This window comes from Enterococcus sp. AZ179, assembly GCF_050498885.1.
GTDB classification, from domain to species: Bacteria; Bacillota; Bacilli; order Lactobacillales; family Enterococcaceae; genus Enterococcus_D; species Enterococcus_D entomosocium.
This window is the reverse complement of the sequence record NZ_JBMHEO010000001.1, coordinates 1107857-1132849: the sequence shown is the minus strand read 5'-3', so window position 1 is coordinate 1132849 and position 24993 is coordinate 1107857. Positions and strand designations below refer to the sequence as shown.

The window sequence follows — 24993 nt, the reverse complement described above, 5'->3', positions numbered from 1 at the left end:
TATATGAAAAAAGCATTAATCATCTGTGCAGGCGGTATGTCTTCATCGGTCATTGCAAAAAAAACGACGGAATATTTTAAAGAGCGAGGAAAAGAAATTGAACTAGATGCAACGTCTGCCTCTCAAGGAGCAGCCACGATCGCCAAAGATGAATACGACCTATACTTAGTCAGCCCTCAAACTAAGATGTACTTTGCGAATCTTGAAAAAGCTGCCATCAAGTACCAACGACCCATCGTAAATATTCCGCCCCAAGCCTATGTTCCGATACCGATGGGGATTGAAAAATTAGCTGCTGTGGTAGAACAAAATATCAAATAGCAGTTCAAAGCAGTTCAAATAAGTAGCTAGATGAAAATAGGTTGATGAAAAAGGTTGATGAATAATGTTGAGTAAAAAAGAAATCATCATGCTAAAGATGCTCTACCAAAACCGCAACACATACACTAGCAGCAAACAGATCGCAAATCAACTGGGGGTCTCGGATCGGACTACTCGCAAGTACGTTCAAGGTCTGGGACTTATCCTGAAGAACCATAAGATTGGTCAAATTTGTGCCAAGCAAGGACAGGGGTATCGCTTGAACATCACGGACCAGCGTTCCTTTGATCTGTTTTATTCAGAGAAGACCAATCTCAGGCCAACAGCTGACGATCTAACCACGATCAATGAAGCCAATGACCGGCAATATTTTTTGTTAAATCAATTGTTATTTGGGCATAAGCCCGTTTTTGTTGATGATTTGGCAGCGGATCTATGTGTTTCACGCTCGACGATTTCGAATGATATCGTTGAAATCAAGCAATTATTAAAGCCTTACACGATCGAGTTGAAACATCGAACCAGCCAAGGCATTTATGTCGAAGGATCTGAAAACAGTCTACGGCATTTCATCATGAATTACTTTTTCATGAATCGCCTGCAAGACAATCTTTATGCATTCTCAATGTACAAACATCTATTAGAGGGGATAGCGATCGAGGAGATCGTGATCATCGTCTTGGACACCTGTCGTAAATACTTTTTGAAACTCTCTGATTTTATGATCTATACGATCGTTCTGCATATAGGCTTAGCGATAAAACGGCTGCAGTCGGGCTTTGAGATCCAGCTGCATCCGCAGGATCCTGAATTGGAACAAGAAGCAGAATACCAGTCGGCTATAGAGATCGTTGAGAAGATTCGCCAACAGATGGGCATTGCTTTGCCGCCAGAAGAGGCTTTTTATATCGCCATTCACTTAAAAAACAAACTAGTTTCCGAAACTATCCGTGAACAGATCGATTTAGATGATAACGAGGTCAAACAACAGCTGTTAGCTGTTTTGCATAAAATCGATCAAGAAACCGGCTTTTACTTAGTCGAAGATCCACTGTTGATAGAAGGGCTGATGATGCATATCACCCCCTTATTGCAACGATTGAATAACGGTACGAGTATGGAGAATCCTTTGCTAGAGACCATCAAAAAAGATTACAGTGACTTTTTTCAGTTAACGATTCGGCATTTTTCTGATGTTCCCTTCTTTGCCCCCTATAGAGTGACCGAAGGAGAGCTTGCCTATTTGACGATCCATTTAACTGCTGCGATGGAACGCTTAGCGAATCAACAAAAAGCCAAGGTCATAGTGATCTGTGCAACAGGAATTGGTAGTTCGCAAATGTTAAAAAATCGTTTGGAACACGAACTTGGTTCAAAAATCGTGATTGAAGATATGATCAGCTATTACGAAATCAGTGAACAAAAACTAGCAGGGATCGATTTGATCATTTCATCCATCAAAGTACCAGATGTGGTTCTAAATATCCCCATCGTCACCGTCAGTGTTTTTTTAGATAAAAAAGATATCCAAAAAATCAATCGCCAGTTGAAGCAGTATAAAATCAAAAAACAGTATGGTAGCATACTGAAACAACAGCCGAAATCTTTATCTGACAAGGAGCGGGAATTGATTGAGACCAGCTTTCGCTCAGAACTTTTTCTGCTGATAGAGGAAGAGACTGACAAAGCAACTGTTATGGATCAGTTGCTGACGAAAATTGAAGGCTTGGAAAAACGTTCAGTGAAAGAAGCGCTAGGCAAGCAGCTTGCTTTACGAGAAGCCTATAGCTCAGTAGCTTTTTCGGATCATTTGGCGGTGGCGCACCCCATTGAACCGATCACCAATGATGCTTATGCGGCCGTTGCTATACTAAAACAAGGCATAAAATGGGATGACGAGCATGACCAGATCCAGCTGATTTTCTTACTTTCCCCTGATCGATTGGGGCAAGTAGAATTGAACAAAATCAGCCAACTGTTAGTACCGATCATTGAAGATGAATCATTTAAAGATGCACTCATAGCAAGTGGTGATTTTGAACATTTTATGAAATGTTTTATTGGGTATCACCTAGAAGCACATATATAGCACATGTAAGGGAGAAAGAACAATGGAATCAGAAAAATTACAAGAGACCGCTTTTCAAATCATTCTTAGCAGCGGGGATGCTCGGACAATCGTTCATGAAGCATTCCAAGAGATGCGCCAAGGAACTTTTGAAGCAGCACAAGCAAAACTGGATCAAGCAAATGAAGCACTAGTAGAGGCCCATAAAGCACAGACGGGCTTATTACAAGAATACGCCAGCGGCGAAAAAATCGACATGGAGATTATCATGGTCCATGCACAAGATCATCTAATGACAACGATGACTTTGCGAGAAGTGGCGATTGAAATGCTGGCGTTATACCAGCGAGAGCGGTAGAAAGGAAGGAAACAAATGACCAATCAAGAACAACAGAAAAAAATGGCAGAAAAAAATTTTCGGTTTAATCGCTTTTTATTTCTAAGGTATGTATTAGCAGTGTTTTTCTTTGCAAATCTTTATTGGTTATTGGCTGCGATGGCCAGCAATGCCCTACTCCTGATTCTTCCGCTGGCGCTGTTGGTTTTGGCTATTTCGGCAATTGGAGAATACGTGCGCCTTTATGGCAGCCACTCAGAGCAAATAGCAGAAAAACTGCGGTGGACGCGCTTGTTTTATCTTTGTCAACTGACGATGAATCTCCTTTTATGCGCCGTTTGTTTCTTCTCTCCTCTGTTTTCATTCGTTTTTCCTTTTCTTGATAATACACTGCACAATCGAGGCATTCTTACACTCTGGCTTAGTGTGGGGCTAACGTTAGCTGCGCTATGTTTGCAGCGTGTGAATAAGATCCGTCGCAAAAAAGATACGTATTATGGATATATTAAAGAATACCAAAAACTCATTGAAGGGAAGTAGTTACATTATGGAACAATCAAATAGCAAGTTGTTCAGTCTCTTAGAAACGGCCGTCATGGGACCGTTAGGAAAAGTGGCACAGTTCAAAATCGTACGTGCCATCATGGCTGCTGGGATGGCTTCGATTCCTTTTACGATCGTTGGCTCGATGTTTTTAGTTATCAATGTATTGCCGCAGACCTTTACCTTTTTAGAAGATTTCTTCAATAATACTTTTTTCAGAGTCAGTGAATTGTATATGCTGGCAAACAGCACGACAATGGGACTTTTGGCATTATATTTTTGTATCGTTCTCGGCTATGAATACACCAAGATCTATGCGGAAGAAGAAGAGTTGGATCTTGCGCCTATGAGTGGGGCGTTACTATCGATGTTTGCCTTTTTCATGTCGATCCCACAATTGATGATTGTGGATGGCAACATGTCACGGATCACCGATCAAGAAAATGCCATCATCAATGGCTGGGCGATCGGTGGCGACGGGGTGGAGCGTTTAGGAACGACCGGGATATTTACCGGTATCATTATGGCGGTGTTGGCCGTTCAGTTGTACCGTTTATGTGTGACGAAAAAATGGGTCATCAAAATGCCTGAAGAAGTCCCATTAGGGGTTGCCCGTGCCTTTACAGCATTGATTCCCGCCTTTGTTGTGGCCTTCACGGTTCTTATCATCAATGGCGCATTAGTTGCAGCAGGAACGGATATTTTCCAAATCATTGCGGTACCTTTTGGGTTTGTTACCAATTTGACCAACAGTTGGTTAGGTTTGATGGTGATTTACTTTTTAGTCAGTGCATTATGGTTAGTAGGGATTCATGGCGCAAATATCATTTTCTCTGTATTGACGCCAATCACCTTAGGCAATTTGACAGCCAATGCTGAGGGCGCCAATTTTGCATTAGCTGGTGAGTTTAACAATGCGTATGTGACCGTCGGTGGTTCAGGGGCAACGCTAGGTCTCGCTTTATTCTTGGTTTATCTGGCGAAATCAAAACAATTAAGAGTGTTAGGAAAAGCTTCGATCATTCCAGCATTATTCAATATTAACGAGCCGTTGATTTTCGGGATTCCTTTGATTTATAATCCTTTCTTAGCGATTCCCTTTTTCTTAGCACCGATGGCATCCGCATCGATTGCCTATTTTGCGATCGAATTGGAAATCATTCGACCGATGATCGCCCAAATGCCATGGCCTTCTCCAATCGGCATCGGCGCATTTATTGGAAGTGGAGGCGATTGGAAAGCCGCAGTTTGTGCTTTCTTATGTGCAGGCGTTGCCTTTTTGATCTACTTCCCATTCGCTCGTTCTTATGACGCAGGCCTAGTCAAGCAAGAAGCCCAAGAAGGGGAACAAGCAGCATAAATCGAAAGGAATAAGAAAGAAACGTCCACACGGCCGTTTCTTTTTTTAAGCGTTCTATTCTGCTTTTTTTCGATTCGATGGTACGATGAAACTAGTGAGTTATGAAAAAAAGAAGGAGTGGAGAACATGAAATTTTTAATTTGGCTGGTCTGTGTAATCGGCATTGAAGCAACAGGAATCATATCGAGTTTGTTTGCAGGGGACATTGCCGGAACGTATGCGCAAATGGAAAAACCCTTTTTAGCCCCTCCTGGCGGGATCATTGGGATCGTTTGGACGATTTTGTATGCCTTTATGGGAACGGCGTTGTATCTGTTGATCGTCGCCAAAGTCAATCCAGCGCTTAAAAAGAATGCCTACATCTTCTTTGCGATCCAGCAAGTATTAAACTTCTTTTGGAGTATCGTTTTCTTTGGCTGGAATGCTTACTGGGCAGGAACGGTCATTATTGTCTTGTTAGTGTTATCAGTGATTATTTGTATGATCCTCTTTGCTCGCATCGACAAAAAAGCGATGTACTTGTTTATTCCTTATTTGATTTGGTGTTTATACGCCGGCTACTTAACGATTGGCTTAACTTTATTGAATGCCTGATAGAAAAACCCTCTTCCAAGCGTCTTGTTGGAAGAGGGTTTTTTCTTTTAGATATAGTCTTCAGTCAATTCCATAAAGCTGGCAACATCTTTTAGGACCATGTCGATCCCTGCTTGCCAGAAGTCTGGTTTCGTTAAATCGACACCAAGGTGTTTTTGCGCCAGTTCTTCCGTCGTCATTGAAGCAGTATCTTGCAATAAAGCAATGTATTCTTCTTCAAAGCTAGACCCTTTTTCATTGGCATACGCGTAGATCCCCATACTAAAGAGGTAACCAAAGGTATAAGGGAAGTTGTAGAACGGCACATCGTCAATAAAGAAGTGCAATTTGGCTGCCCAGAAATGTGGGTGATAAGTCGCTAACCCATCCGCATAGCTTTCTTTTTGCGCCGCAGTCATCATTTCCGTGATTTGTTCCGCTGAAACCAAGCCCTTTTGACGAGCTTGATAGAAGCTGTTCTCAAAAATAAAACGTGCGTGGATGTTCATGAACATCGCGATCGCATTTTGCATTTTAGCATCCAATAGATTGATTTTTTCTTCTTTTGTCGTTGCTTCTTTGAGGGTTGCATCAGCAACGATCAATTCAGCAAAGGTACTTGCTGTTTCGGCAACGTTCATGGCATAGTTGCGGTTTAATTCTGGCAGCTCCCAAAGAACGCTGCTGTGAAACGCGTGACCTAGCTCATGGGCAAGCGTCGCTACTTCGTTGACTGAATTGCTGTAGGTCATGAAAATACGTGACTCTTTGGTTTCTGGCAAGCTGGTGCAATAGCCGCCAGGACGTTTGCCGGGACGATCTTCTGCTTCGATCCAGCTTTTTTCAAAAGCAACTTGGGCAAAGTTAGCCATTTTCGGACTGAACTTACGGAAGTTGGTCAAAATAAAGTCAGCTGCTTCATCAAAGGTGTAGGTTCTTTCTTCCATGTCCCCAAGGATGATTGGCGCATCTTGGTCTTGCCATTCCATTTTTTCTTTGCCGAAAAGCTGGGCTTTGCGAGTCAAGAAATCAACGATTGGCTGTTTGTTCTTTTGGATTGTGCCCCACATAGCATCCAATGTCGCTTTTTGCAGACGATTGTATTCTAATGGTTCCTTCAAGTAATCAGTGACACCGTGAAGTTTGAAGGTAGAAAGGCGGAAACCGTCTAAGTGGTTCAAGGTATCCGCAAAGAGGTCTTCTTTTTCTGCCCAAGTCTTTTCCCAAGTGTCGAATAAACGCGCACGAACTTCCGGATCAGGATCGCCCATCATTTTATTGAAGGCTTGACCAGCTGAAAACTTGATCGTCGTGCCGTCTTCTTGAAGGAAAGGAATTTCGATTGAGGCAACGATCGTATCGTAATGTTGGCTCCAAGCATTCAAGCCATCTAAATTTAAAGTGTTGATGATGGTCTCTTCTGCTTCGGATAATAATTCTTTGCCGTCGCGGCGAATCTCGCTTAAACGAAAAGCGACAGGTGCTAAGTTTTCCGCTTTAACTAGTGCTGTCCAATCATCCTCAGAAATTTCTGTCAATTTTTTCGAGAAAACGGTTTGTGCTGCTTGCAGTGCTGGCAATTTTGCGTAGAGGTCACCCGTCAGGATTTTGGCTTTGCTGTCATTGACATTCGCTGAAAGCAAGGCATTGATAAAGCTGCCGCATTGTGAAAATCCTTGACTAATAGTTGCGGATAAATCAAGTAACTCTTCTAATTTTGCTGCATCGTCTTCGCTGTTGGGCGACCATGCATCGACTGTTGTTCGGTAATTTGCAATTTGTTCTTCCAGTTGGCTCATGCGTTCTTTTAATTGAACAGAATCGCTGCCTCCCGGAAAGATTGTTTCCAGATTCCAATTGATTGAATAGGTCATTCCTATCAAACCCCTTTCTTTTCCTTCGATCTTATTAAGTATAGCATAACGAAATTTGGTCGCAACCATCAGAATCCTTATGAAATAAGGGTTCTTGATGAAACTGTACCAAAAACAAAAAATGGAATGTATATCTCCTTGATCTATTGATAGGGCGGAAAAACGTCAAAAATAAAAAAACTATCACATCCTCATCAAATTCTTAGAAAAAAATCGATGGATAAATATTACATATGAAAAAAAACAGCGAGTAAAAAAACGCCTGATGAGCGATATTCGCTTTTTCATGCATAATGCCAAATCCTTTGCGAAAAGAACACGAAATATACCACTGCGAAAGCGTATACAATTAGGTAGCATAGAGGTGTAAACAGAAGAAGGAGGAAGAAAAATGCCAAATGCTATTCATGTTTTTTCAGAGATTGGACGATTGAAGCAAGTCATGCTTCACCGCCCTGGTCGGGAATTGGAGAACCTTGTTCCTGATCATTTGAACCGCCTGCTATTTGATGATATTCCTTTTTTGGAACAAGCCAGAGCAGAACATGATCGGTTTGCGGAAGTCCTACGTCAAAATGATGTGGAGGTGTTGTATCTAGAAGATTTAGCTGCTGAATCGCTCACGTCACCAGAAATCAAACAGCAATTTCTCAAGGATTATTTAGCGGAAACTACAATCCAAAGTCCTGAGATCATCAAAGAAGTCACGGATTATTTTATGTCTTGTGACAATGATCGGGAACTGATCGACAAAACTATGGCTGGTTTAGCCAAAAATGAACTGGAGCTGCCAAATACCCAGAGCCTCGCTGGGACCGTGGATGATCAATACCCATTTCTGATCGATCCAATGCCGAATTTGTATTTTACACGAGATCCCTTTGCGACGATTGGTAACGGAGTATCCTTGAATCGCATGTATTCAGAAACAAGACGGCGCGAAACGTTATACGGCAAATATATTTTTGCTCATCATCCAATGTTCCAGCAAAATCCGCCTCATATGCTTTATGATCGCGCCCAACCAACCCGCATCGAAGGTGGCGACGAATTAGTTCTGTCAAAACATGTGTTGGCGATTGGTATCTCGCAACGAACGGATGCCGCTTCGATTGAGCAGCTGGCCCGCAAAGTGTTCGAAAATGAGCCAAGCTTTGAGTATGTTCTAGCGTTTGACATTGGTCAAGAGCGCAAATTCATGCATTTAGATACGGTATTTACAATGGTCGATCATGACAAGTTTACGATCCATCCAGAAATCGAAGGAGAGCTGACGGTTTATTCAATCTCACGAGCAGGTGATGGGGTGACGATCAAAGAAGAAAAGGACACGTTGGAAAATATTTTATGTCGCTATCTAGAACTAAATACGGTTGAATTGATTCGTTGCGGCGGCAGTGATTTGATTGCAGCAGCTCGGGAACAATGGAATGACGGTTCCAATACCTTGACGATCGCACCTGGCGAAGTCGTCGTATATGACCGCAATACCATCACCAATCAGAAGTTGGCAGAAGCCGGTATCAAATTGCACAAAATCTCCGGCAGTGAATTGGTTCGTGGTCGTGGCGGTCCTCGTTGCATGAGCATGCCATTTGTTAGAGAAGATATTTAAATCAGAGGAGGAATCATCGATGGAACAAGTATTTAAAGGAAGAAGTTTTTTAGCAGAAAAAGATTTTACGAAAGCCGAGTTAGAATACCTCATTGATTTTTCAATCTATTTAAAACAATTGAAAAAACAAAATATTTCTCATCGTTATTTAGAAGGCAAGAACATTGCCCTTTTGTTTGAAAAAACATCGACTCGGACACGGGCGGCCTTTACGACAGCTGCCATCGATCTTGGTGCCCATCCAGAATTTTTAGGCGCGAATGATATTCAGCTAGGCAAAAAAGAATCTGTCGAAGATACAGCAAAAGTTTTAGGCAGCATGTTTGACGGTATTGAGTTTCGTGGATTCAGTCAACAAGTCGTTGAAGATTTAGCCAAATTCTCCGGTGTTCCTGTTTGGAATGGCTTAACCGATGAATGGCACCCAACCCAAATGATCGCTGACTTTATGACCATCAAAGAAAACTTCGGCACCTTGGAAAACATTACGCTAGTTTATGTGGGCGACGGCCGGAACAATATGGCGAATAGTTTGTTAGTGACGGGGGCAATTTTAGGGGTCAACGTTCGTATCTGTGCACCAAAAGAACTTTTCCCAGCGCAAGAAGTGACAGACTATGCCAACAAATTTGCTAAAGAATCTGGCAGTCAGTTGATGGTAACAGATGATATCCAAAAAGGCGTCAAAGATGCAGACGTCTTGTATACCGATGTTTGGGTGTCAATGGGGGAAGAAGACCAGTTCGAAGAGCGGGTGAAGCTGTTGAAAGATTACCAGATCAACCGCGAAATGGTGATGGCCACCGGAAAACAAGACGATGGCTTGATCGTGCTGCACTGCTTGCCAGCGTTCCATGATACGAATACGACGTATGGAAAAATGATCGAAGAAAAATTTGGCATTTCTGAAATGGAGATCACAGACGATATTTTCCGTAGTCACTGGGGTCGTCAATTTGAAGAGGCTGAAAACCGGATGCACTCGATCAAAGCGATCATGGCAGTAACATTAGGCGATCTATTTATTCCTAGAGTGTGAGAAGGAGCAGTGAGCAGATGAGTGAAAAGAAACCAACGATCGTTGTCGCCCTTGGCGGCAACGCCATCTTAGCAGAAGATGCCAGTGCCAAAGGGCAAAAAGAGCGACTCAAACAGACCGTGGACTACCTGATTCCCTTGATCCGAAAAGACGTCAATTTGATCATTACTCATGGGAATGGTCCCCAAGTGGGAAACCTGGTTTTGCAGCAGCAAGCGAGCGATTCTAGCAAAAACCCAGCAATGCCTTTAGATACCTGTGTCGCCATGACCCAAGGCAGTATTGGCTATTGGTTGCAAAATGAGCTGAGAATCCAGTTGAAAGCAGCACAAATAGCGAAGCCGGTGGTGACTGTGGTCACGGAAATTACAGTCGATGCCCAAGATCCAGCATTTGCCCATCCGACAAAACCAATCGGGCCGTTCTTAACGGAAACGGCTGCCAAAGAAGCCATGGCGGCTTCAGATGCCATCTACCGGGAAGATGCTGGTCGTGGCTGGCGGAAAGTCGTGGCTAGTCCTGCACCACAAGCGATCCAAGAAGTTGCCAGCATCAAAGCGCTGATTGAACAAAACACGATCGTCATTTGTGCAGGAGGCGGCGGCATTCCCGTGCTAGACAATGGCCTGGGTGTTGAAGCCGTGATCGATAAAGATTTTGCTTCTGAAAAATTGGCTCGATTAGTCGATGCGGATCAGCTGATCATTTTAACGGGCGTAGAAAAAATCGCTTTGAACTTTGGCAAGGAAAGTGAGCAGTGGTTGGATCATGTGACCGCCGCGGAATTGGAAACCTATGTCGATGAAGGCCATTTTTCACCAGGTAGTATGTTGCCGAAAGTACAAGCCGCTTTGAACTTTGTCAAAATGGGGGCGGAAAAACGGGCAGTGATTACTTCTTTAGACAAGCTGGCAGCTATCGATGATGCTGGCACGCAGATCACCTGGAAGTAAGCGAAGCAGCAAAGCAAGACCCAAAACATTGGAGTGAGAAAAATGATCGACCACCAAATAAAAGATCCATCAACAAGAGCGAACAGCTTTCAATGGCTGGAAGAAGAAAATCAGCAGCGTTTGAAAGAGCATATTTACTGCCGTACGTACAAAAAAGGTCAAGTGCTTTTTTATGAAGGCGACGTAAGAGATCGGATATTCCTTGTGATAGAAGGACTTGTGCGGATCGAAAAGACCGACGGAACTGATTCCTATTGTTATGTAGATTTTGTTGGGCCAGATCAGTTATTTCCTTTGATTGGCTTGTTTGAAAGAGACAACTATGATGTATCGGCATTCGCTGCAACAGACATTGTCGTGCAGTTTGCAGCGATGTCACTGTTTGAACCGCTAGTCGTTTCGTCTACAAGTCAGTTGCTGTGGCTCAATCAGCAAATGAGCCGGCAGTTGGAAAAGCAAAGACGCCGTGTCGAGTATTGTGTCACCTCCAGCGCGCAAACAAGAGTCGTTAATACGATTGGTCTTTTGATGATCGAGCATGGGCAGACACAAGGTGAGCAGATTCGCATCCCTTTTCCAGTTTTTATCAATGATATAGCCAAGTACAGTGGAACGACGCGAGAGACAGTCAGTCAAACGCTCAAGGCGCTCGTGCATAAAAGAAAGATTTATTATCGCTACAAAGAACTCATTATTTATGACCAAGATTATTTTTCTCATGTTGCCAAGTAATGGCTGGCAGCAAATAGGATCGATTCAAAAAAGGGGGAACACAGATGAAAAAAAAACAAAAAGAAAAAAAGTCGCTGACATCATTCAGTATCTTATTTCTGATCATTATCGCCTTGACGGTCGCTTCCTGGCTCTTAGCAGGGCAGCCTTTTGCGCCTTCTTTACCAGCAGGCCAAGAAGAGATGGTCAGCCAAGTGGTGGGTGCCAAGTTTTCTGATTTCTTTATGGCGCCTTTTAACGGATTTCGTGATGCGATCGAGATCTGTGTGTTTATTCTCTGTTTGGGTGGTTTTTTGAATATCGTCACGCGAACAGGCGCTTTGGAAGCCGGGATTCAGCATTTGGTCAAAAAACTCAAAGGCAATGAGTTGATTTTGATTCCGATTTTAATGATCTTGTTTTCGATCGGCGGCTCCACTTATGGAATGGCGGAAGAAACGATTCCTTTTTATTCCTTATTAGCAATAACGATGGTGGCATCAGGTTTTGATACGATCGTCGCAGCAGGAACCGTTATGCTGGGTGCTGGTGCCGGCGTGATTGGCTCCACCGTCAATCCCTTTGCGACCGGCGTTGCGATGGATGCCTTGCGAAGCATCGATATTGCCCCAAACAATGGCACGATCTTAGTAGTCGGGGCATTGCTTTGGTTAGTCACGACCGCATACTGTATCTTTGTGGTGATGTCTTATGCCAAAAAAGTCAAAGCCGACAAAGGCTCCACGATCTTATCGCTGCAAGAGCAAAAAGAAATGGAAGAACATTTTGTCAAAGACACGAACGAAGCCTTGGTGTTTACGCAAAAACATCGCCTGATTTTGACGATTTTTGGTTTATCCTTTGTGATCATGGTGGTTTCCTTGATTCCTTGGGGCGACTTTGATATCCATGTGTTTGACGGTTGGACCGCCTTTTTGACCGGCAATAGCTTCGGTGAATGGTATTTTGGTGATTTGGCCATGTGGTTCTTCTACATCAGTATCATCATTGCGTTGATTCAAGGATTCTCAGAAAAAGAAATCGTGACCAACTTTATCGATGGGGTCAAAGACATTTTATCCGTTGTCTTGATCATCGTTGTGGCACGGGGTGCTTCCTACATTATGCAAACGACGTACTTGGATCTGTTTATTTTGGATCGGGCTTCCCATCTTTTAGAAGGTCTATCACCTGTCCTGTTTGTGATTGGCGCCTACATTTTGTATCTGCTCTTATCGTTCTTGATTCCATCGACTTCCGGACTAGCGTATGTATCGATCCCGATCATGGGGGCCTTGGCGCAAAGCATCGGACTCAATCCGAACGTCATGGTGATGATCTTTACTGCTGGTTGCGGATTAGTGAATTTGATCACACCAACTTCTGGCGTCGTGATGGGGGGATTGGAGCTGGCTCGGGTCAACTATTCCACTTGGACCCGCTTTATGCGCAAACCGTTACTGGTTATCGGAATTTCCAATCTTGCCATTTTAATCTTCTCAATGTTGTTCTTGTAAGCTACGTTTCAAGATGTGAACGAGACGGATCAACTATTTCAGTAAGCGAGGCGACTTGAGAGGAGCGGATCAAGTAAATGAAAAAAAAAGAGCGACAAGCAATTATCAAAAAACTCTTTGTCCTACATCGGATTGAGTCTCAAGAAGAATTGATGAATTTATTAAAAAAAGAAAATGTTTCAGCTACCCAAGCCACGATTTCTAGAGACATGCGGGAAATGAACATCGCTAAAACGTATGCTAAAAACGGTCGGCCGTATTATTCGATCTTTGAATCCAAAGAGCAGGATCTAGAAGACAGAATTGCGTTTTCGATGTATGAGTACCTAAAAAAGATTACGCAGATTGACTTTTTAGTTGTCGTTCATACGGCTGAAAACGGCGCCGATGTGATCGCCAATTATCTTGATGAAATGGAGCTACCAGAAATTGTCGGCACGATTGCAGGGTTTGATATTTTATTGATCATCACGCCGTCACAAGAAGCGGCAGCAGAGGTCGTCGATCGGTTGAACCATTATGTAGAAGGCTACGAGATGGGTTCGTCATTGTTTACTGGAGAAAAAAACGCAAAACAGCCCTGAGAATCGTTGAAGGAGCTGAACGTCACAAGCCCCAAAATCTCACAACCAAACGGGTGACGGCTTTTCATACCGATGGCTATTTTTAAAAAGAAAGAGTGCTTCTAATCTTCACGGAAGCACTCTTTTTGTGTGTGCAATGTCACCACGGTTTGCTGGAAAAACAGTTGCATCACCAAATGAAAATGGTAAGATAGGAAAATGAGGAGTGAAAACTATGAAAAAATTACTGAAAGAACCGAATTTTTACTTTTGTATCGCACTTGCGGTTATGGTCATCCTCTTTATCAGTTCTTCACAAACCTATGAGCAGCAATCACAAATCGGGTTGCTTTCACGAATCTTAAAAAATGAACCATTGAAAGAGTGGCTAGAGAAGATTTCTTTTTCCTATGCTGGTTCGGAGATCAGTATTGCGGAAAAAGGCTATTTTTCATTTGTGGAATTTTTCATTCGTAAAGGCGCGCATTTCTTTACCTATTTTGTCTTAGGGGGCAGTCTGTTCTTCGTTCTCGTGTATCGCCGTACGCCGTATTGGCAAGCCGCTTTTTTTGCTTGGTTAGCAGCTACCGGCTATGCTGGGATCGATGAATACCATCAAATGCTGACGGGAGGACGGACGCCGCTTTTTCAAGATGTCATGCTGGATTCAGCTGGAGCACTGACCGCCGTTCTTTTGGGGTGGTTGATTTGTCAGTTATCGAAAAAGTCACCTAAACGCCGCAAAACATAACGAGTTGTCGGCGTTTTTAAGCGTTAAGCTGTTAGAAAGTATAAAAAACAAGAGGCGAAACCAATGGAAAAAAGTTTGAGTAGTGTCAAAGGCAAAACCGAGTTTGTCGTGCATGAAAGTTTGCCGGTGGGGGTTCTTCTCGCGATGGCTGGCGGCTTTTTAGATGCCTATACCTATCTCTTTCACGGTGAAGTGTTTGCGAGCATGCAGTCGGGGAATGTTATTTTATTAGGGATCAATCTTTCAACGGGGCAGTTTGAACAAGCCTTTCGGTATCTGCCACCAATCTGTATGTTTTTAGTGGGGATCGTGGTGACGAATTATCTGCAGCATCATTTTCCGACTGGTGGTTGGATCGTTTGGCAAAATGCTGCATTGATCTTTGAAGCGGTCGGTATTTTGGTTCTGGGCTTTTTTGCGCGTTCTTTACCCAATGTCCTGGTTGATTCCGGGTTATCTTTTTTTGCAGCAATTCAATATGCCGCCTATCGGCGATTGGCAGGGATGCCCTATGCTACCACGATGACCACTGGCAATTTACGTTCGCTGGCTGATTACTTGTATTTGCGCGGGTTTAAGCAGGACCGATCAGTGACACCCAAGATCATTTCTATTTCCTTGATCATCGGCGGTTTCTTTTTTGGGGCGGTTTTAAGCAGCTTGCTGGGGATTTTCTTATTCCACCGCACCATCTGGGTGGTTTCAGGAATTTTAACCCTGGTGTTGGGGATCACGATCCATAGTCAAAATAAAGAATAGAAAAAGACATTCGCCGGAATGTCTTTTTGTCTTACTTTTTGGTGCTCGAGCGTGAATCTTTGAGATACAGCGCTATTTCTACCAGCAGTGCTGCCAGAAGATAGCTGCCAAGGACGGCTATCTGGTAAAATTTCTCTTCAATCAGCTCGTTGCGCTGCAGCAAAATGACCCCACCTAAAAAGAGCATCGCCAACAGGGAGAACCACTGCTGGGAAAAACGCCAATTGCTGACACTGGCTGTACTGCGCTTGGTGCGAAAGCCGAATATATAATTGGGTTCTTCTCGGTAAAAGAACCGGAAGACGATGAAAAAAATACCCGTAAAAATCAACAACAAAAGACCAATATCGATCGAGATCACTTCCTTTCAAGCGAGGTTTGTTGGGAAAATCAGCGAATAAAAAGGATTATCTATTTATTGTACTCGCTGTAAAGGGTTCTATGAAGGGGAACTATTGAAAAAATAGATAGTTTTGCGTAAATAAAAAGGGAGGGCGCTATAAGTCGCCATCCCTTTTTCAATTATCCGCGTTGAAATGGTCCTTTTGGTGCAATCAGTTCAAGATTGGTACCATCTGGATCTGTAAAGTAGGCAACACCTGTCCCGAAGCCGCTTTTTAAACCATCTTGTTCTTCAAAAACGATTGGGGTACCGTCAGGTTCAACCCCGATGGCTTTTAGACGAGCAACGGCTTCATCAATATTTTCGACTTCAAAACAAAGATGCATGGCACTGATTTGCTCATTGGAATAGCTAGCTTTGTTGGATTTTGGTTCGACGTATTCTAAAAGGTCGATGTTGAGATTGTCTAAATGAAGATTGGCGTATTTGATCAATGTATCCTCTAAACCTTGCGTTTGCGCCATTCGTTTGCCACCGATCGTATCTTGATTGGCGATTTTCTTTCCAGTTAATGCTTCATAAAATTGGATGGAACGTTCGAGATTGCTGACGGTGATTCCCACGTGGTTCACCATTGAAAAGCCTGTGTTTGTGTTTGTCATTATACTTCCTCCTAAGGTTTTGTTTAGTATATCGTTTGGTTAATGAAAATCGAATGTGTCTGGATCTGGACCCACTCGCAGGTCCTCATTTAATGCGTTCAAGCGAGCCATTTCATCTTCTGATAAATGGAAATCAAAAATCGCTGCATTGGCGCGCATTCGCTCAGGGTGTGTCGATTTGACATTGACTAAGATTCCTTGTTGGATAGCCCAGCGTAAAAGCACTTGTGCCGCTGATTTTTGCTGTGCATCGGCGATCGCCAAGACGGTTTCCTCTTTCAGCAGTTTGCCTTGCATCAAAGGTGACCAAGCTTGGATCGCAATCCCCTTTTCAGCACAAAAGTCCCGCAGGTCTTGCTGCGTAAGTTTGGGATGCAGTTCGATCTGATTGACGACAGGAACGACCTTAGCAGCGGCCAATAGTTGCTCCAAGTGATGAATCTGGAAGTTGCTGACCCCGATTGCTTTGATTTTTCCAGCGGCATACAAGTCTTCCAAGGCGCGCCATGACTCTTGAAATGCCTGGTTTCCCGGCCAATGGATCAAGTACAAGTCGAGATACTCGAGGTTTAAGCGGGCCAAACTTTCATTGAAAGCATGGATCGTTTCATCATAAGTTAAATGATCGTTCCAAAGTTTGGAAGTGACAAAGAGTTCTTCACGAGCCAACCCCGTTTCTTGTAAGCCTTGTTTGATTCCTTCCCCTGTTCCTGTTTCGTTGCCGTAAATAGCCGCCGTATCAATCAGGCGATACCCATTGATAATGGCCTGTTTCACGACCTCTGCTGTTTCAGCTTCAGGGATTTGAAAGACACCTAACCCCAAACCGGGGATTTTGCTGCCGTTGTTCAGTGTAACGGTATCCGATAATTTTTCGATCATAAAAACATCTCCTTTATTTTTTTCTGTAATCATCATATAATGAGGAGGTAAGGTTGTATAGTACGTACTTTTTTGTTTGATACACACCTTTTGGTAACATTTGTGTGTTTACAAACTTGATGAGGTGAAAAAAATGGAAGAAAAAATTTATAATATCGGTGTAGAAGCAACGATGGATGTCATCGGCGGGAAATGGAAACCAATCATTCTTTGTAATTTACGCCATGGGGCATTGCGTCCTAGTGATTTACGGCGAAAAATTCCTGGCATCAGTCAGAAAATGTTGACGCAGCAATTGCGGGAATTAGAAGAGTCTGATATCGTTACCCGCAAGTCCTATAATCAAGTACCACCCAAAGTTGAGTATTCCTTGAGTGAATATGGAGAAACGTTAGGCAGCTTATTGGATACCCTTTGCCAGTGGGGCACGATGCACGTCGCTGCGCTACAAGACAAAGGAGAACAAGTTACTTTGTTAGAACAAGAAGAGGCGATTGTCTAGCAGAGGGCAAGTGGCATGAGAAAAGGCCGGCAGAAACCATTGGTTTCTGTCGGCCTTTTTTAGGCTATGCTTGTTGGATCAATTCTAGAATGGCTTCAGCATTCATGCCGCTGTAATGATTGATGGGAAATGACAGGCGCTTGATTCGCGGCGGGATGGCCTGCTTGATCATCGGATCTGTTAAAGAAAGCAAAGGATCGACCAAAACGATTTTTTCTTGCGAAAAACGATAATTCATCAGACGTTCTGGTGTCACAACAGTCACGCTGATTTGATCCTCGGACAGCATTTGGATGTTGCGGGCGAAAATTTTAATCAGACTTCCAGCTAAAGTAGAACGATCAATAAAGACAACTTTTTCCAAAGTGATTCTCCTTTTTAATTAATATGATTAATTAAGTATATTAATTAAATGATGCTTTGTAAACAGGAACATATGGGAAACAACAAAAAAGCCGCAAAAGAATTTTTTTTGCGGCTTTTGGTTCATCTATAAAAAGGTTTGACTCTTTTTTTCATTAAATCACGATCACGGGTGTCCCGACTTCGGCTTTGCTGTACAATTCTTTCATCACGCCTGGCGGAGTATTGATACAGCCGTGAGAGCCGCGGGTTTTCCAAAGATCACCACCGTATTCCGTTTGCCAATCAGAATCATGGATTCCGACACCGGTCCAATCGATCGGCATCCAGTAATCAACAGGGGACGCATAATCTTCACCGATCAAGGTTGCATCTTCTTCTTTGTTCCAGACATAGAAGACACCAGTTGGCGTTGGTGTGGCTGGTTTTCCAGAAATAATTTTCGTATCTAGCACCAGCTCGCCATCTTTGTAATACCACATGTGTTGGTTTTTCAAATCAACTTCGATATACGTGTTGCCAAATAACGGGCTGCCAGCATCGGTGCTTCCTTGAGCGATCGGTGTGCGCGTGAAGTCTTCGCCGGCTTTTAACGCCTCAATCAATGCTTCTGTTTCCGCATCGGTTTGGATCGTCCAGCTGAGGGTGCCGGCTGGAACCGTTACTTCACCTTGTTTGGTACTCTTGAAGGTCGAAGAATTGGTGCTGGTGTTGTATTGCTCTCCGATCGAAGCGACATAACTTCTTACTTTGTCTTCGTCGATCGTGGTGTTGCCATCTTTGTAAGAGAGCCAATCCATGATCGATTCTCTTGGAATTTGAAACGTGTTTCCGTTGATCGTATAATTGCCGGTTACTTTGGCGATTTTATTCAACGAATCCATTTCTTTGGTTAGATCAGGATCATCAGCGGTCACACTTGGTTTTGTGACGTAATCGACGAGATTTAATTCCTTTTCGCCACTGACGATGGCTTCTTGTAAGTCCGCTACTGCTTTGTCCACATCAATGGCATCGCCGTCAACTTCTGGTTTGATAGAAAAGCCGTCTTCGCCTTTTTCCAATGTTGCATCGGCTGACTTGGTACGATCCTCATTTAAAGTTTCTAGTTCCTTTTGAATCGTATCCGTTTCGCTGTTTAGCGTATCTTGATCCACCGAGAGATTGTCCAGTGTTTTTTCTTCTGCAGCGGAAACATAAGCCATTCCCCAACTCCACTGGTTCTGTTCATCTTTTAACGATTGCAGCTCATCGGTGAAATCCGTTTGTAACCCAAATTGAGCAAGGTTGATTGTCTTCCATTCGCTATCGCCTTCTTTGATGGTGAAATCTTCTTGCGAATAGCGGTCATGCAGCAGGGCATTGGCCTCGGCAACAGTTTTGTTGCTGATGTCGATCCCATCGATTTCAGTCTTTGGTAAAAAACGGTTTGCATAATATGTACTTCGGTAGGTATAGCCGCCAGCGATCACTACTAATATAGCAGCCACAACGATCAGAACAATTTTCTTGGTATTGTTCTTGGCGTCAGTATGTTTGTTTGAACGAGTCATTCAACTACTCCTTTTTTTCTAATGGCATAATAGATAATAACGCTTAAATCATACCATATTCCCCCAAGAAAGCGAATATGGCAAATGAAACTTCCATGAAAAATAGAAAATTCTTAAACTATCTTTAGCTAAGCTGTAGAAAAGCATTTCTTTGCATAAAAAAACTGAACGAACCGCAGCAAATCATCTTGATCAAATTGTTCTGAAAAAGAGTGAGCTGTAAGGTTCGTTCAGTGGCATAGTTGACTAGCTAAACGAAGTGAAAGAAATTATTGATTGTCTTCTGCATCTAGTTTCGCAAAAGCTTCATCAAGAATATCTTTTAATTGTTTTGCAGAAGCGGCCATCCGGTCTTTTTCACCATCCGTCAATGGGATCTCAATCACTTTTTGAATCCCTTGGGCGTTGATAACTGCAGGCGCACCGATGTACAAGTCGTTTAAGCCGTATTCGCCGTTCATGTACACAGACAATGGTAAAACAGCATTTTCATCGTCTAAGATCGCACGAGTGATCCGTGCTAAGGCTACCGCGATCCCGTAGAAGGTCGCACCTTTTTTCTCGATGATGGTGTAGGCTGCATCACGAACACTGAAGAAAATGTTGACCATTGCTTCTTCATCGATGTCTGGGTTATTTTTGACCCATTCATAGATTTGCAAGCCGGCTACGTTGGCATGAGACCAAACAGGGAATTCTGAATCCCCGTGTTCGCCTAAGATATAGGCATGGACGTTACGGGCATCAACATCGACTAATTCAGCCAAAGCTTGACGGAAACGTGCAGAGTCTAAAGAAGTACCTGAACCGATGACGCGTTCTTTCGGGAAGCCTGAGAATTTCCAAGTCGAGTAAGTCAAAATATCGACTGGGTTCGCTGCTACTAAGAAGATTCCGTTAAAACCTGAATCAACGATTTGGGTAACTACTTCCCGGTTGATTTTCAAGTTTTTATGAACCAAATCTAAGCGGGTTTCACCTGGTTTTTGAGGCGCACCAGCTGTAATAACGACTAAATCAGCATCATGTGCATCTTCATAAGAAGCGGCATAGATTTTTTTAGGGGAAGTAAAGGCCAAGGCATGGGACAAATCAATTGCGTCGCCTTCTGTTTTTGCTGTATTTATATCAATGATTCCGACTTCTTGCGCAATGTTTTGGGTCACCAGCGCAAACGCGTAACTAGAGCCAACCGCACCGTCTCCAACAAGAATTACCTTTTGGTGATCTTTTTTGTTCGTTTTTGCAGTCATCTGTGTATCATTCCTTCCGCATAATTGTTTTACTCGCTATCATCCTACCATTTTCAAGTATATTTGTCATGTGATTTGCACAACAATATTACACAAAATATCGCTGTTTCAGTTGTAAATGCTTTCTTTGTTATTACGTCAAAAAGAGGATATATCAACGTTTTATTAAGATTCGTTAAGAAAGATAAAAACTGAGCAAGAGGACGCCACCATAACAGTCCATTTCGTGTTATAATTATTTCAGCAAAAGAACTGGGCGCATTTGTGTGCCCAGTATTTTGTGTTTGGATAAGAAAACCGATAAAATAGATGAAGAATCAGCTTGAAACTAGAAATAATGGAGCGTAATCGAAAAATGAAAATGATTGTAGGCTTGGGAAATCCCGGCAAAAAATATGAGAAAACCAAACACAATGTTGGCTTTATGGTAGTGGATGCCTTGGCACAAAAGTACCAAGCAACCTTTAAAAAGTCGGCTTTTGAAGCAGAAGTGGCAGAGTTTTTCTTGAAGGGTGAAAAAATCCTTTTGGTCAAACCGCAAACCTTCATGAATGAATCCGGTCGTTCGGTAGGTCCGTTGATGACCTATTTTGGCATCTATCAAGAAGAATTAGTAGTGGTCTATGATGACCTTGATTTAGCATTAGGGAAAATCCGCTTGCGCCAAAAAGGCAGTGCGGGGGGACACAATGGAATCAAGAGTTTGATCGCGCATTTGGACTCGACAGTCTTTGACCGCATCAAAATCGGGATCGATCGGCCACGTCCAGGACAAACCGTGGTCAATCATGTACTGAGTCCTTTTGCAAAAGACGATCTGCCCATCGTTTTACAAAGTATTGATAAGGCGGTCGAGGCAAGTAGTGATTACTTGACCAACGGCGACTTTCTTGCCACAATGAATCGATTTAACTAAGGAGGGCCGAGATGGATTTAATTGAATTAATAAATAAAGTGCCGACAGTGGCGGCTTGGCATGCAGGTTTACGTGAACAGGCCCCCCGGCAATTACTGACCGGTCTAGCTGGATCGGCAAAAACATTGGCGATCACCGGTGTGTATCAGGCATTTCAAAAACAAGTGATCGTGGTGACACCAAATCTGTATTATACGAATCAACTAGCCGAAGATCTGCGCAACGTGACGGATGATGTCTATGTTTTCCCAGTGGACGAAGTGTTGTCAGCCGAAATGGCTTTTTCTTCACCAGAAGCACGAGAAGAACGAGTGGCAGCGCTGAATGCTGTTTCTCAAGGAAAAACTGGGATCTATGTGTTGCCGGTGGCGGCTTTGCGAAAGTATTTGCCTGAAAAGAAAACCTGGTTAGCCAACCAATTCCAATGGCAAATCGGCGATGAGATCGATTTAGAGCGTTTGCCGCAACAATTGATCTTGATGGGTTACGAACGGCAGTCAATGATTGGCAAACCCGGCGAATTCAGTATTCGTGGGAGCATCCTCGATATTTATCCATTAAATGCCGAATACCCCGTACGGATCGAGTTATTCGATGTAGAAATCGACTCGATGCGTTCTTTCAACGTGGAAACGCAACGCTCAGTGGAAACGCTGCAGCAAGTGGCTATTTTACCGACTACCGAATTGGTTTTCTCAGCGGAAGATTTAGCGGCGGGGCAAAAGCAGCTGCAAGAATTATTGAACAAACGGTTGGCAGTCACCAAAGAAGCAACCGATCGCGCCTTTTTAGAAGACTATTTCGGCCAATTGGCCTCCCAATGGCAAGCGGGGATTCCCGGTGAAAGTGCCCGTTATTACACGGATTTGCTTTATCGTCAGCAAACGAGTGTCTTAGATTATTTTTCTGAAGACGCCTTTTTGATGATCGATGATTATGCTCGGATCATGGAGACCAATCGTGAGATAGAACGGGAAGAAGCGGAGTGGCATACCCAAAAATTAGCGGAGCTGCGGGTCTTTTCTGAACAGCAATTCGGGATAGATGTCCATCAACTGCTGCAAAAAGAAACCTTTGTGACCAGCTTCTTTTCTTTATTCCAAAAAGGAATGGGGAACATTCGCTTCCAAGCGATCCATCAATTCCAATACCGGCCGATGCAGCAGTTTTTCAGCCAAATGGGTCTCTTGAAAGTTGAGATTGATCGCTGGGAGAAGCAACAGCAAACGGTGATTTTTCTGGTCAGTGACCAAGAACGGGCCAAGAAGTTAGAGCAAGATCTGCGAGATCATGATATCTATGCCGTGCAGACGCAACAAGACCGCCTGTTTACGGGACGCACCCAAATCGTGGTGGAACGTTTGCAAAGCGGCTTTGAAATGCCGCAAGACAAGCTAGTGGTGGTTACAGAAAAAGAAATTTTCCAAAAGATGAACAAAAAAAGAGCCCGCCGGCAAAATGTCACCAATGCGGAACGTCTCAAAAGCTACAATGAGTTAAAAGCCGGCGATTATGTCGTCCATGCGAATCATGGGATCGGGAAGTACATCGGCATGGAAACCTTAGAAGTCGATGGCGTCCATCAAGATTATATGACGATCTTGTACCAAAACGAAGACAAGCTCTTTATTCCAGTCACCCAATTGAATTTGATTCAAAAATATGTGGCTTCCGAATCGAAAACACCGAAAATCAATAAATTAGGCGGCAGTGAGTGGGCGAAGACCAAGCGCAAAGTGACGGCTAAAATTGAAGACATCGCAGATGATTTGATTTTATTGTATGCCAAACGCGAATCAGAAAAAGGCTATGCCTTTCAACCAGACGATGCCTATCAAAAAGAATTTGAAGATGCCTTTCCTTATTCGGAAACCGATGATCAGCTGCGCAGTACGGCAGAGATCAAGCGGGATATGGAAAAAGAAAAGCCAATGGACCGTTTGTTAGTTGGAGATGTCGGTTTTGGGAAAACAGAAGTGGCGCTGCGGGCTGCTTTTAAAGCGATCAAAGAAAGCAAACAAGTGGCTTTCTTAGTGCCGACAACGATCTTGGCGCAGCAGCACTATGAAACGATGGTCGATCGTTTTGAAGGATTCCCCGTCAATGTTGGGGTGCTGAGTCGTTTTCGGACGAAAAAACAGCAGAATGAAACAATCGAGCAAGTGCGCAAAGGGCAAGTCGATATTTTGGTGGGGACCCACCGATTATTGTCAAAAGATGTCGAGTTTGCTGATTTAGGCTTGTTGGTGATCGATGAAGAACAACGTTTTGGGGTCAAACACAAAGAGCGCTTGAAACAACTGCGTTCGCAAGTCGATGTGTTGACGTTGACGGCAACGCCGATCCCAAGAACATTGCATATGTCGATGCTGGGCGTGCGGGACCTATCTGTGATCGAAACACCACCGGAAAATCGTTACCCGATCCAAACCTATGTGATGGAGATGAATCCAGGAGCGGTGCGAGAAGCGATCCAACGGGAGATGGCACGCGGGGGCCAAGTGTTTTATCTCTATAATCGTGTCGATACGATCGAGCGAAAAGTCGAAGAACTGCAGGCGTTAGTGCCAGATGCACGAATCGCTTATGCCCACGGGCAAATGACCGAGATCCAATTGGAAAATACCCTGTTTGACTTTATTGAAGGGCAATACGATGTGTTGGTGACGACGACGATCATTGAAACCGGTGTGGATATTCCCAATGCCAATACGTTGTTTGTGGAAAATGCCGATTACATGGGGCTTTCGACGTTGTATCAGTTGCGTGGCCGTGTCGGTCGGAGCAATCGAGTCGCTTATGCGTATTTCATGTATGAACAGCAAAAAGTGTTGAACGAAGTCAGTGAAAAACGGCTGCAAGCCATTAAGGACTTTACGGAGTTAGGTTCAGGATTCAAAATCGCGATGCGAGATCTTTCGATTCGTGGGGCAGGAAATCTATTGGGGGCGCAACAGCACGGCTTTATCGATGCAGTCGGGTTTGACATGTACTCACAAATGCTGTCGGAAGCAGTCACTCGTAAACAAGGGAAAAATACCCAAACAGAAAAAACGACCGTTGAGATCGATCTGGGGATCGATGCCTACTTACCGACTTCGTATATTGAAGACGAACGGCAAAAAATCGAGATCTATAAACGAATTCGTGAGCTGGAATCACAAGAAGCAGTTGATGAACTTCAAGATGATTTATTAGACCGTTTCGGAGAATACCCTGTAGAAGTGGCGCACCTCTTAACGGTGGGCGAGATCAAAATGAACGGCGATCGTGCCTTGTTAGAAACTATCCGCAAGCAGCAACAGACGGTGTCGTTTACTTTGAGTAAAGTCGGCACGAAAAATTATTCGGTGGAGCAGCTGTTTGAAGCATTGAAAGCCACTAAATTAAAAGCCACGATGGGTGTCGATCATGAGCAAATGACCATTAAATTACAGATTCCGCCAGTGATGAAAGAAAGCACCTGGCTATTAGAAATCCAAGATTTTGTCAAAGCGTTACGGGAACAAAAATACGCCAGCCAAGGCTAGAAAGG

General features: G+C 43.5%; 24 protein-coding genes. 17 read left to right on the top strand and 7 right to left on the bottom strand.

What is annotated here, in order from left to right:
• Positions 1-3 precede the first annotated feature (3 nt).
• The 6 genes from IGI88_RS05460 to IGI88_RS05435 all read left to right on the top strand — a co-directional run bounded on the left by IGI88_RS05460 (position 4) and on the right by IGI88_RS05435 (position 5223).
• Entirely contained in the window at positions 4-321 is a 318-nt protein-coding gene (locus IGI88_RS05460; protein WP_008380187.1) for a PTS cellobiose transporter subunit IIB, read from the top strand.
• 64 nt (positions 322-385) lie between these two features.
• The gene (locus tag IGI88_RS05455) at positions 386-2410 is read left to right on the top strand and encodes a BglG family transcription antiterminator (RefSeq protein WP_121260595.1); all 2025 of its coding nucleotides are present in this window, start codon (positions 386-388) and stop codon (positions 2408-2410) included.
• Between the two features lie 22 nt (positions 2411-2432).
• A complete protein-coding gene (locus tag IGI88_RS05450) occupies positions 2433-2747 on the top strand; it encodes a PTS cellobiose transporter subunit IIA (protein WP_016620318.1) in 315 nt (104 codons plus the stop codon).
• Between the two features lie 15 nt (positions 2748-2762).
• Positions 2763-3266 (top strand): hypothetical protein, encoded by a 504-nt coding sequence (locus IGI88_RS05445; protein WP_008380180.1) that lies wholly within the window; start codon positions 2763-2765, stop codon positions 3264-3266.
• A 7-nt stretch (positions 3267-3273) separates the two neighbouring features.
• Complete coding sequence (gene celB / locus IGI88_RS05440; RefSeq protein WP_008380179.1) at positions 3274-4629, top strand: PTS cellobiose transporter subunit IIC; 1356 nt, start codon at positions 3274-3276, stop codon at positions 4627-4629.
• Between the two features lie 126 nt (positions 4630-4755).
• Positions 4756-5223 (top strand): TspO/MBR family protein, encoded by a 468-nt coding sequence (locus IGI88_RS05435; RefSeq protein WP_005233316.1) that lies wholly within the window; start codon positions 4756-4758, stop codon positions 5221-5223.
• 47 nt (positions 5224-5270) lie between these two features.
• On the opposite strand, the gene IGI88_RS05430 is transcribed toward IGI88_RS05435, so the two are convergent.
• Positions 5271-7076 (bottom strand): M3 family oligoendopeptidase, encoded by a 1806-nt coding sequence (locus tag IGI88_RS05430; protein ID WP_101699441.1) that lies wholly within the window; start codon positions 7074-7076, stop codon positions 5271-5273.
• Between the two features lie 391 nt (positions 7077-7467).
• Here IGI88_RS05430 and arcA point away from each other — a divergent pair, with 391 nt between their 5' ends.
• The 8 genes from arcA (at position 7468) to IGI88_RS05390 (ending at position 14984) form a co-directional block, all read left to right on the top strand.
• Positions 7468-8691, top strand: coding sequence for an arginine deiminase (gene arcA / locus IGI88_RS05425; RefSeq protein WP_061053384.1), 1224 nt, complete (start codon positions 7468-7470; stop codon positions 8689-8691).
• 19 nt (positions 8692-8710) lie between these two features.
• Entirely contained in the window at positions 8711-9730 is a 1020-nt protein-coding gene (gene argF / locus IGI88_RS05420) for an ornithine carbamoyltransferase (protein WP_008380172.1), read from the top strand.
• 17 nt (positions 9731-9747) lie between these two features.
• Positions 9748-10683, top strand: coding sequence for a carbamate kinase (gene arcC / locus IGI88_RS05415; RefSeq protein WP_005233327.1), 936 nt, complete (start codon positions 9748-9750; stop codon positions 10681-10683).
• Between the two features lie 42 nt (positions 10684-10725).
• Positions 10726-11415, top strand: coding sequence for a Crp/Fnr family transcriptional regulator (locus IGI88_RS05410; RefSeq protein ID WP_005233329.1), 690 nt, complete (start codon positions 10726-10728; stop codon positions 11413-11415).
• Positions 11416-11459: 44 nt separating this feature from the next.
• Positions 11460-12911 (top strand): YfcC family protein, encoded by a 1452-nt coding sequence (locus IGI88_RS05405; RefSeq protein WP_008380167.1) that lies wholly within the window; start codon positions 11460-11462, stop codon positions 12909-12911.
• Positions 12912-12988: 77 nt separating this feature from the next.
• Complete coding sequence (locus IGI88_RS05400) at positions 12989-13495, top strand: arginine repressor (RefSeq protein ID WP_005233333.1); 507 nt, start codon at positions 12989-12991, stop codon at positions 13493-13495.
• 214 nt (positions 13496-13709) lie between these two features.
• On the top strand, positions 13710-14225 hold the full coding sequence (locus IGI88_RS05395; protein WP_429960257.1) for a VanZ family protein: 516 nt from the start codon (positions 13710-13712) through the stop codon (positions 14223-14225).
• 63 nt (positions 14226-14288) lie between these two features.
• Positions 14289-14984 (top strand): YoaK family protein, encoded by a 696-nt coding sequence (locus IGI88_RS05390; RefSeq protein ID WP_005233335.1) that lies wholly within the window; start codon positions 14289-14291, stop codon positions 14982-14984.
• 31 nt (positions 14985-15015) lie between these two features.
• On the opposite strand, the gene IGI88_RS05385 is transcribed toward IGI88_RS05390, so the two are convergent.
• The 3 genes from IGI88_RS05385 to IGI88_RS05375 all read right to left on the bottom strand — a co-directional run bounded on the left by IGI88_RS05385 (position 15016) and on the right by IGI88_RS05375 (position 16907).
• Complete coding sequence (locus IGI88_RS05385; RefSeq protein ID WP_429960256.1) at positions 15016-15345, bottom strand: SdpI family protein; 330 nt, start codon at positions 15343-15345, stop codon at positions 15016-15018.
• A gap of 161 nt (positions 15346-15506) precedes the next feature.
• The gene (locus IGI88_RS05380; protein WP_005233337.1) at positions 15507-15989 is read right to left on the bottom strand and encodes a VOC family protein; all 483 of its coding nucleotides are present in this window, start codon (positions 15987-15989) and stop codon (positions 15507-15509) included.
• A gap of 39 nt (positions 15990-16028) precedes the next feature.
• Complete coding sequence (locus IGI88_RS05375; protein ID WP_016611992.1) at positions 16029-16907, bottom strand: aldo/keto reductase; 879 nt, start codon at positions 16905-16907, stop codon at positions 16029-16031.
• A gap of 97 nt (positions 16908-17004) precedes the next feature.
• Between IGI88_RS05375 and IGI88_RS05370 the strand changes: the two genes are divergently transcribed.
• Positions 17005-17373, top strand: coding sequence for a winged helix-turn-helix transcriptional regulator (locus IGI88_RS05370; protein WP_420681993.1), 369 nt, complete (start codon positions 17005-17007; stop codon positions 17371-17373).
• Between the two features lie 64 nt (positions 17374-17437).
• Here the strand turns inward: IGI88_RS05370 and IGI88_RS05365 are convergent, their stop codons facing one another.
• From IGI88_RS05365 to IGI88_RS05355, 3 genes are all read right to left on the bottom strand, one after another.
• Positions 17438-17737, bottom strand: a complete 300-nt coding sequence (locus IGI88_RS05365) for a hypothetical protein (protein WP_005233340.1) — start codon at positions 17735-17737, stop codon at positions 17438-17440.
• 154 nt (positions 17738-17891) lie between these two features.
• Positions 17892-19289 carry a L,D-transpeptidase family protein gene (locus IGI88_RS05360; RefSeq protein WP_429960255.1) on the bottom strand — a complete coding sequence of 466 codons (1398 nt, stop codon included), beginning with the start codon at positions 19287-19289 and terminating at the stop codon, positions 17892-17894.
• A gap of 269 nt (positions 19290-19558) precedes the next feature.
• Entirely contained in the window at positions 19559-20542 is a 984-nt protein-coding gene (locus IGI88_RS05355; protein ID WP_005230720.1) for an L-lactate dehydrogenase, read from the bottom strand.
• A gap of 355 nt (positions 20543-20897) precedes the next feature.
• Here IGI88_RS05355 and pth point away from each other — a divergent pair, with 355 nt between their 5' ends.
• Positions 20898-21458, top strand: a complete 561-nt coding sequence (gene pth / locus IGI88_RS05350; protein WP_008380153.1) for an aminoacyl-tRNA hydrolase — start codon at positions 20898-20900, stop codon at positions 21456-21458.
• Positions 21459-21469: 11 nt separating this feature from the next.
• Positions 21470-24988 carry a transcription-repair coupling factor gene (gene mfd / locus IGI88_RS05345; RefSeq protein WP_016611990.1) on the top strand — a complete coding sequence of 1173 codons (3519 nt, stop codon included), beginning with the start codon at positions 21470-21472 and terminating at the stop codon, positions 24986-24988.
• The last annotated feature ends 5 nt before the right edge of the window (positions 24989-24993 follow it).

Bases quoted from the DNA above. Each gene is read 5' to 3' on its own strand.
- pth (WP_008380153.1), top strand. From the start codon at position 20,898: ATGAAAATGATTGTAGGCTTGGGAAATCCCGGCAAAAAATATGAGAAA.
- IGI88_RS05390 (WP_005233335.1), top strand. From the start codon at position 14,289: ATGGAAAAAAGTTTGAGTAGTGTCAAAGGCAAAACCGAGTTTGTCGTG.
- IGI88_RS05405 (WP_008380167.1), top strand. From the start codon at position 11,460: ATGAAAAAAAAACAAAAAGAAAAAAAGTCGCTGACATCATTCAGTATC.
- IGI88_RS05455 (WP_121260595.1), top strand. From the start codon at position 386: ATGTTGAGTAAAAAAGAAATCATCATGCTAAAGATGCTCTACCAAAAC.
- IGI88_RS05375 (WP_016611992.1), bottom strand. From the start codon at position 16,907: ATGATGATTACAGAAAAAAATAAAGGAGATGTTTTTATGATCGAAAAA.
- IGI88_RS05430 (WP_101699441.1), bottom strand. From the start codon at position 7,076: ATGACCTATTCAATCAATTGGAATCTGGAAACAATCTTTCCGGGAGGC.
- arcA (WP_061053384.1), top strand. From the start codon at position 7,468: ATGCCAAATGCTATTCATGTTTTTTCAGAGATTGGACGATTGAAGCAA.
- IGI88_RS05370 (WP_420681993.1), top strand. From the start codon at position 17,005: ATGGAAGAAAAAATTTATAATATCGGTGTAGAAGCAACGATGGATGTC.
- mfd (WP_016611990.1), top strand. From the start codon at position 21,470: ATGGATTTAATTGAATTAATAAATAAAGTGCCGACAGTGGCGGCTTGG.
- IGI88_RS05435 (WP_005233316.1), top strand. From the start codon at position 4,756: ATGAAATTTTTAATTTGGCTGGTCTGTGTAATCGGCATTGAAGCAACA.
- IGI88_RS05445 (WP_008380180.1), top strand. From the start codon at position 2,763: ATGACCAATCAAGAACAACAGAAAAAAATGGCAGAAAAAAATTTTCGG.
- IGI88_RS05360 (WP_429960255.1), bottom strand. From the start codon at position 19,289: ATGACTCGTTCAAACAAACATACTGACGCCAAGAACAATACCAAGAAA.
- celB (WP_008380179.1), top strand. From the start codon at position 3,274: ATGGAACAATCAAATAGCAAGTTGTTCAGTCTCTTAGAAACGGCCGTC.
- IGI88_RS05450 (WP_016620318.1), top strand. From the start codon at position 2,433: ATGGAATCAGAAAAATTACAAGAGACCGCTTTTCAAATCATTCTTAGC.
- arcC (WP_005233327.1), top strand. From the start codon at position 9,748: ATGAGTGAAAAGAAACCAACGATCGTTGTCGCCCTTGGCGGCAACGCC.
- IGI88_RS05395 (WP_429960257.1), top strand. From the start codon at position 13,710: ATGAAAAAATTACTGAAAGAACCGAATTTTTACTTTTGTATCGCACTT.
- IGI88_RS05400 (WP_005233333.1), top strand. From the start codon at position 12,989: ATGAAAAAAAAAGAGCGACAAGCAATTATCAAAAAACTCTTTGTCCTA.
- IGI88_RS05460 (WP_008380187.1), top strand. From the start codon at position 4: ATGAAAAAAGCATTAATCATCTGTGCAGGCGGTATGTCTTCATCGGTC.
- IGI88_RS05355 (WP_005230720.1), bottom strand. From the start codon at position 20,542: ATGACTGCAAAAACGAACAAAAAAGATCACCAAAAGGTAATTCTTGTT.
- argF (WP_008380172.1), top strand. From the start codon at position 8,711: ATGGAACAAGTATTTAAAGGAAGAAGTTTTTTAGCAGAAAAAGATTTT.
- IGI88_RS05380 (WP_005233337.1), bottom strand. From the start codon at position 15,989: ATGACAAACACAAACACAGGCTTTTCAATGGTGAACCACGTGGGAATC.
- IGI88_RS05410 (WP_005233329.1), top strand. From the start codon at position 10,726: ATGATCGACCACCAAATAAAAGATCCATCAACAAGAGCGAACAGCTTT.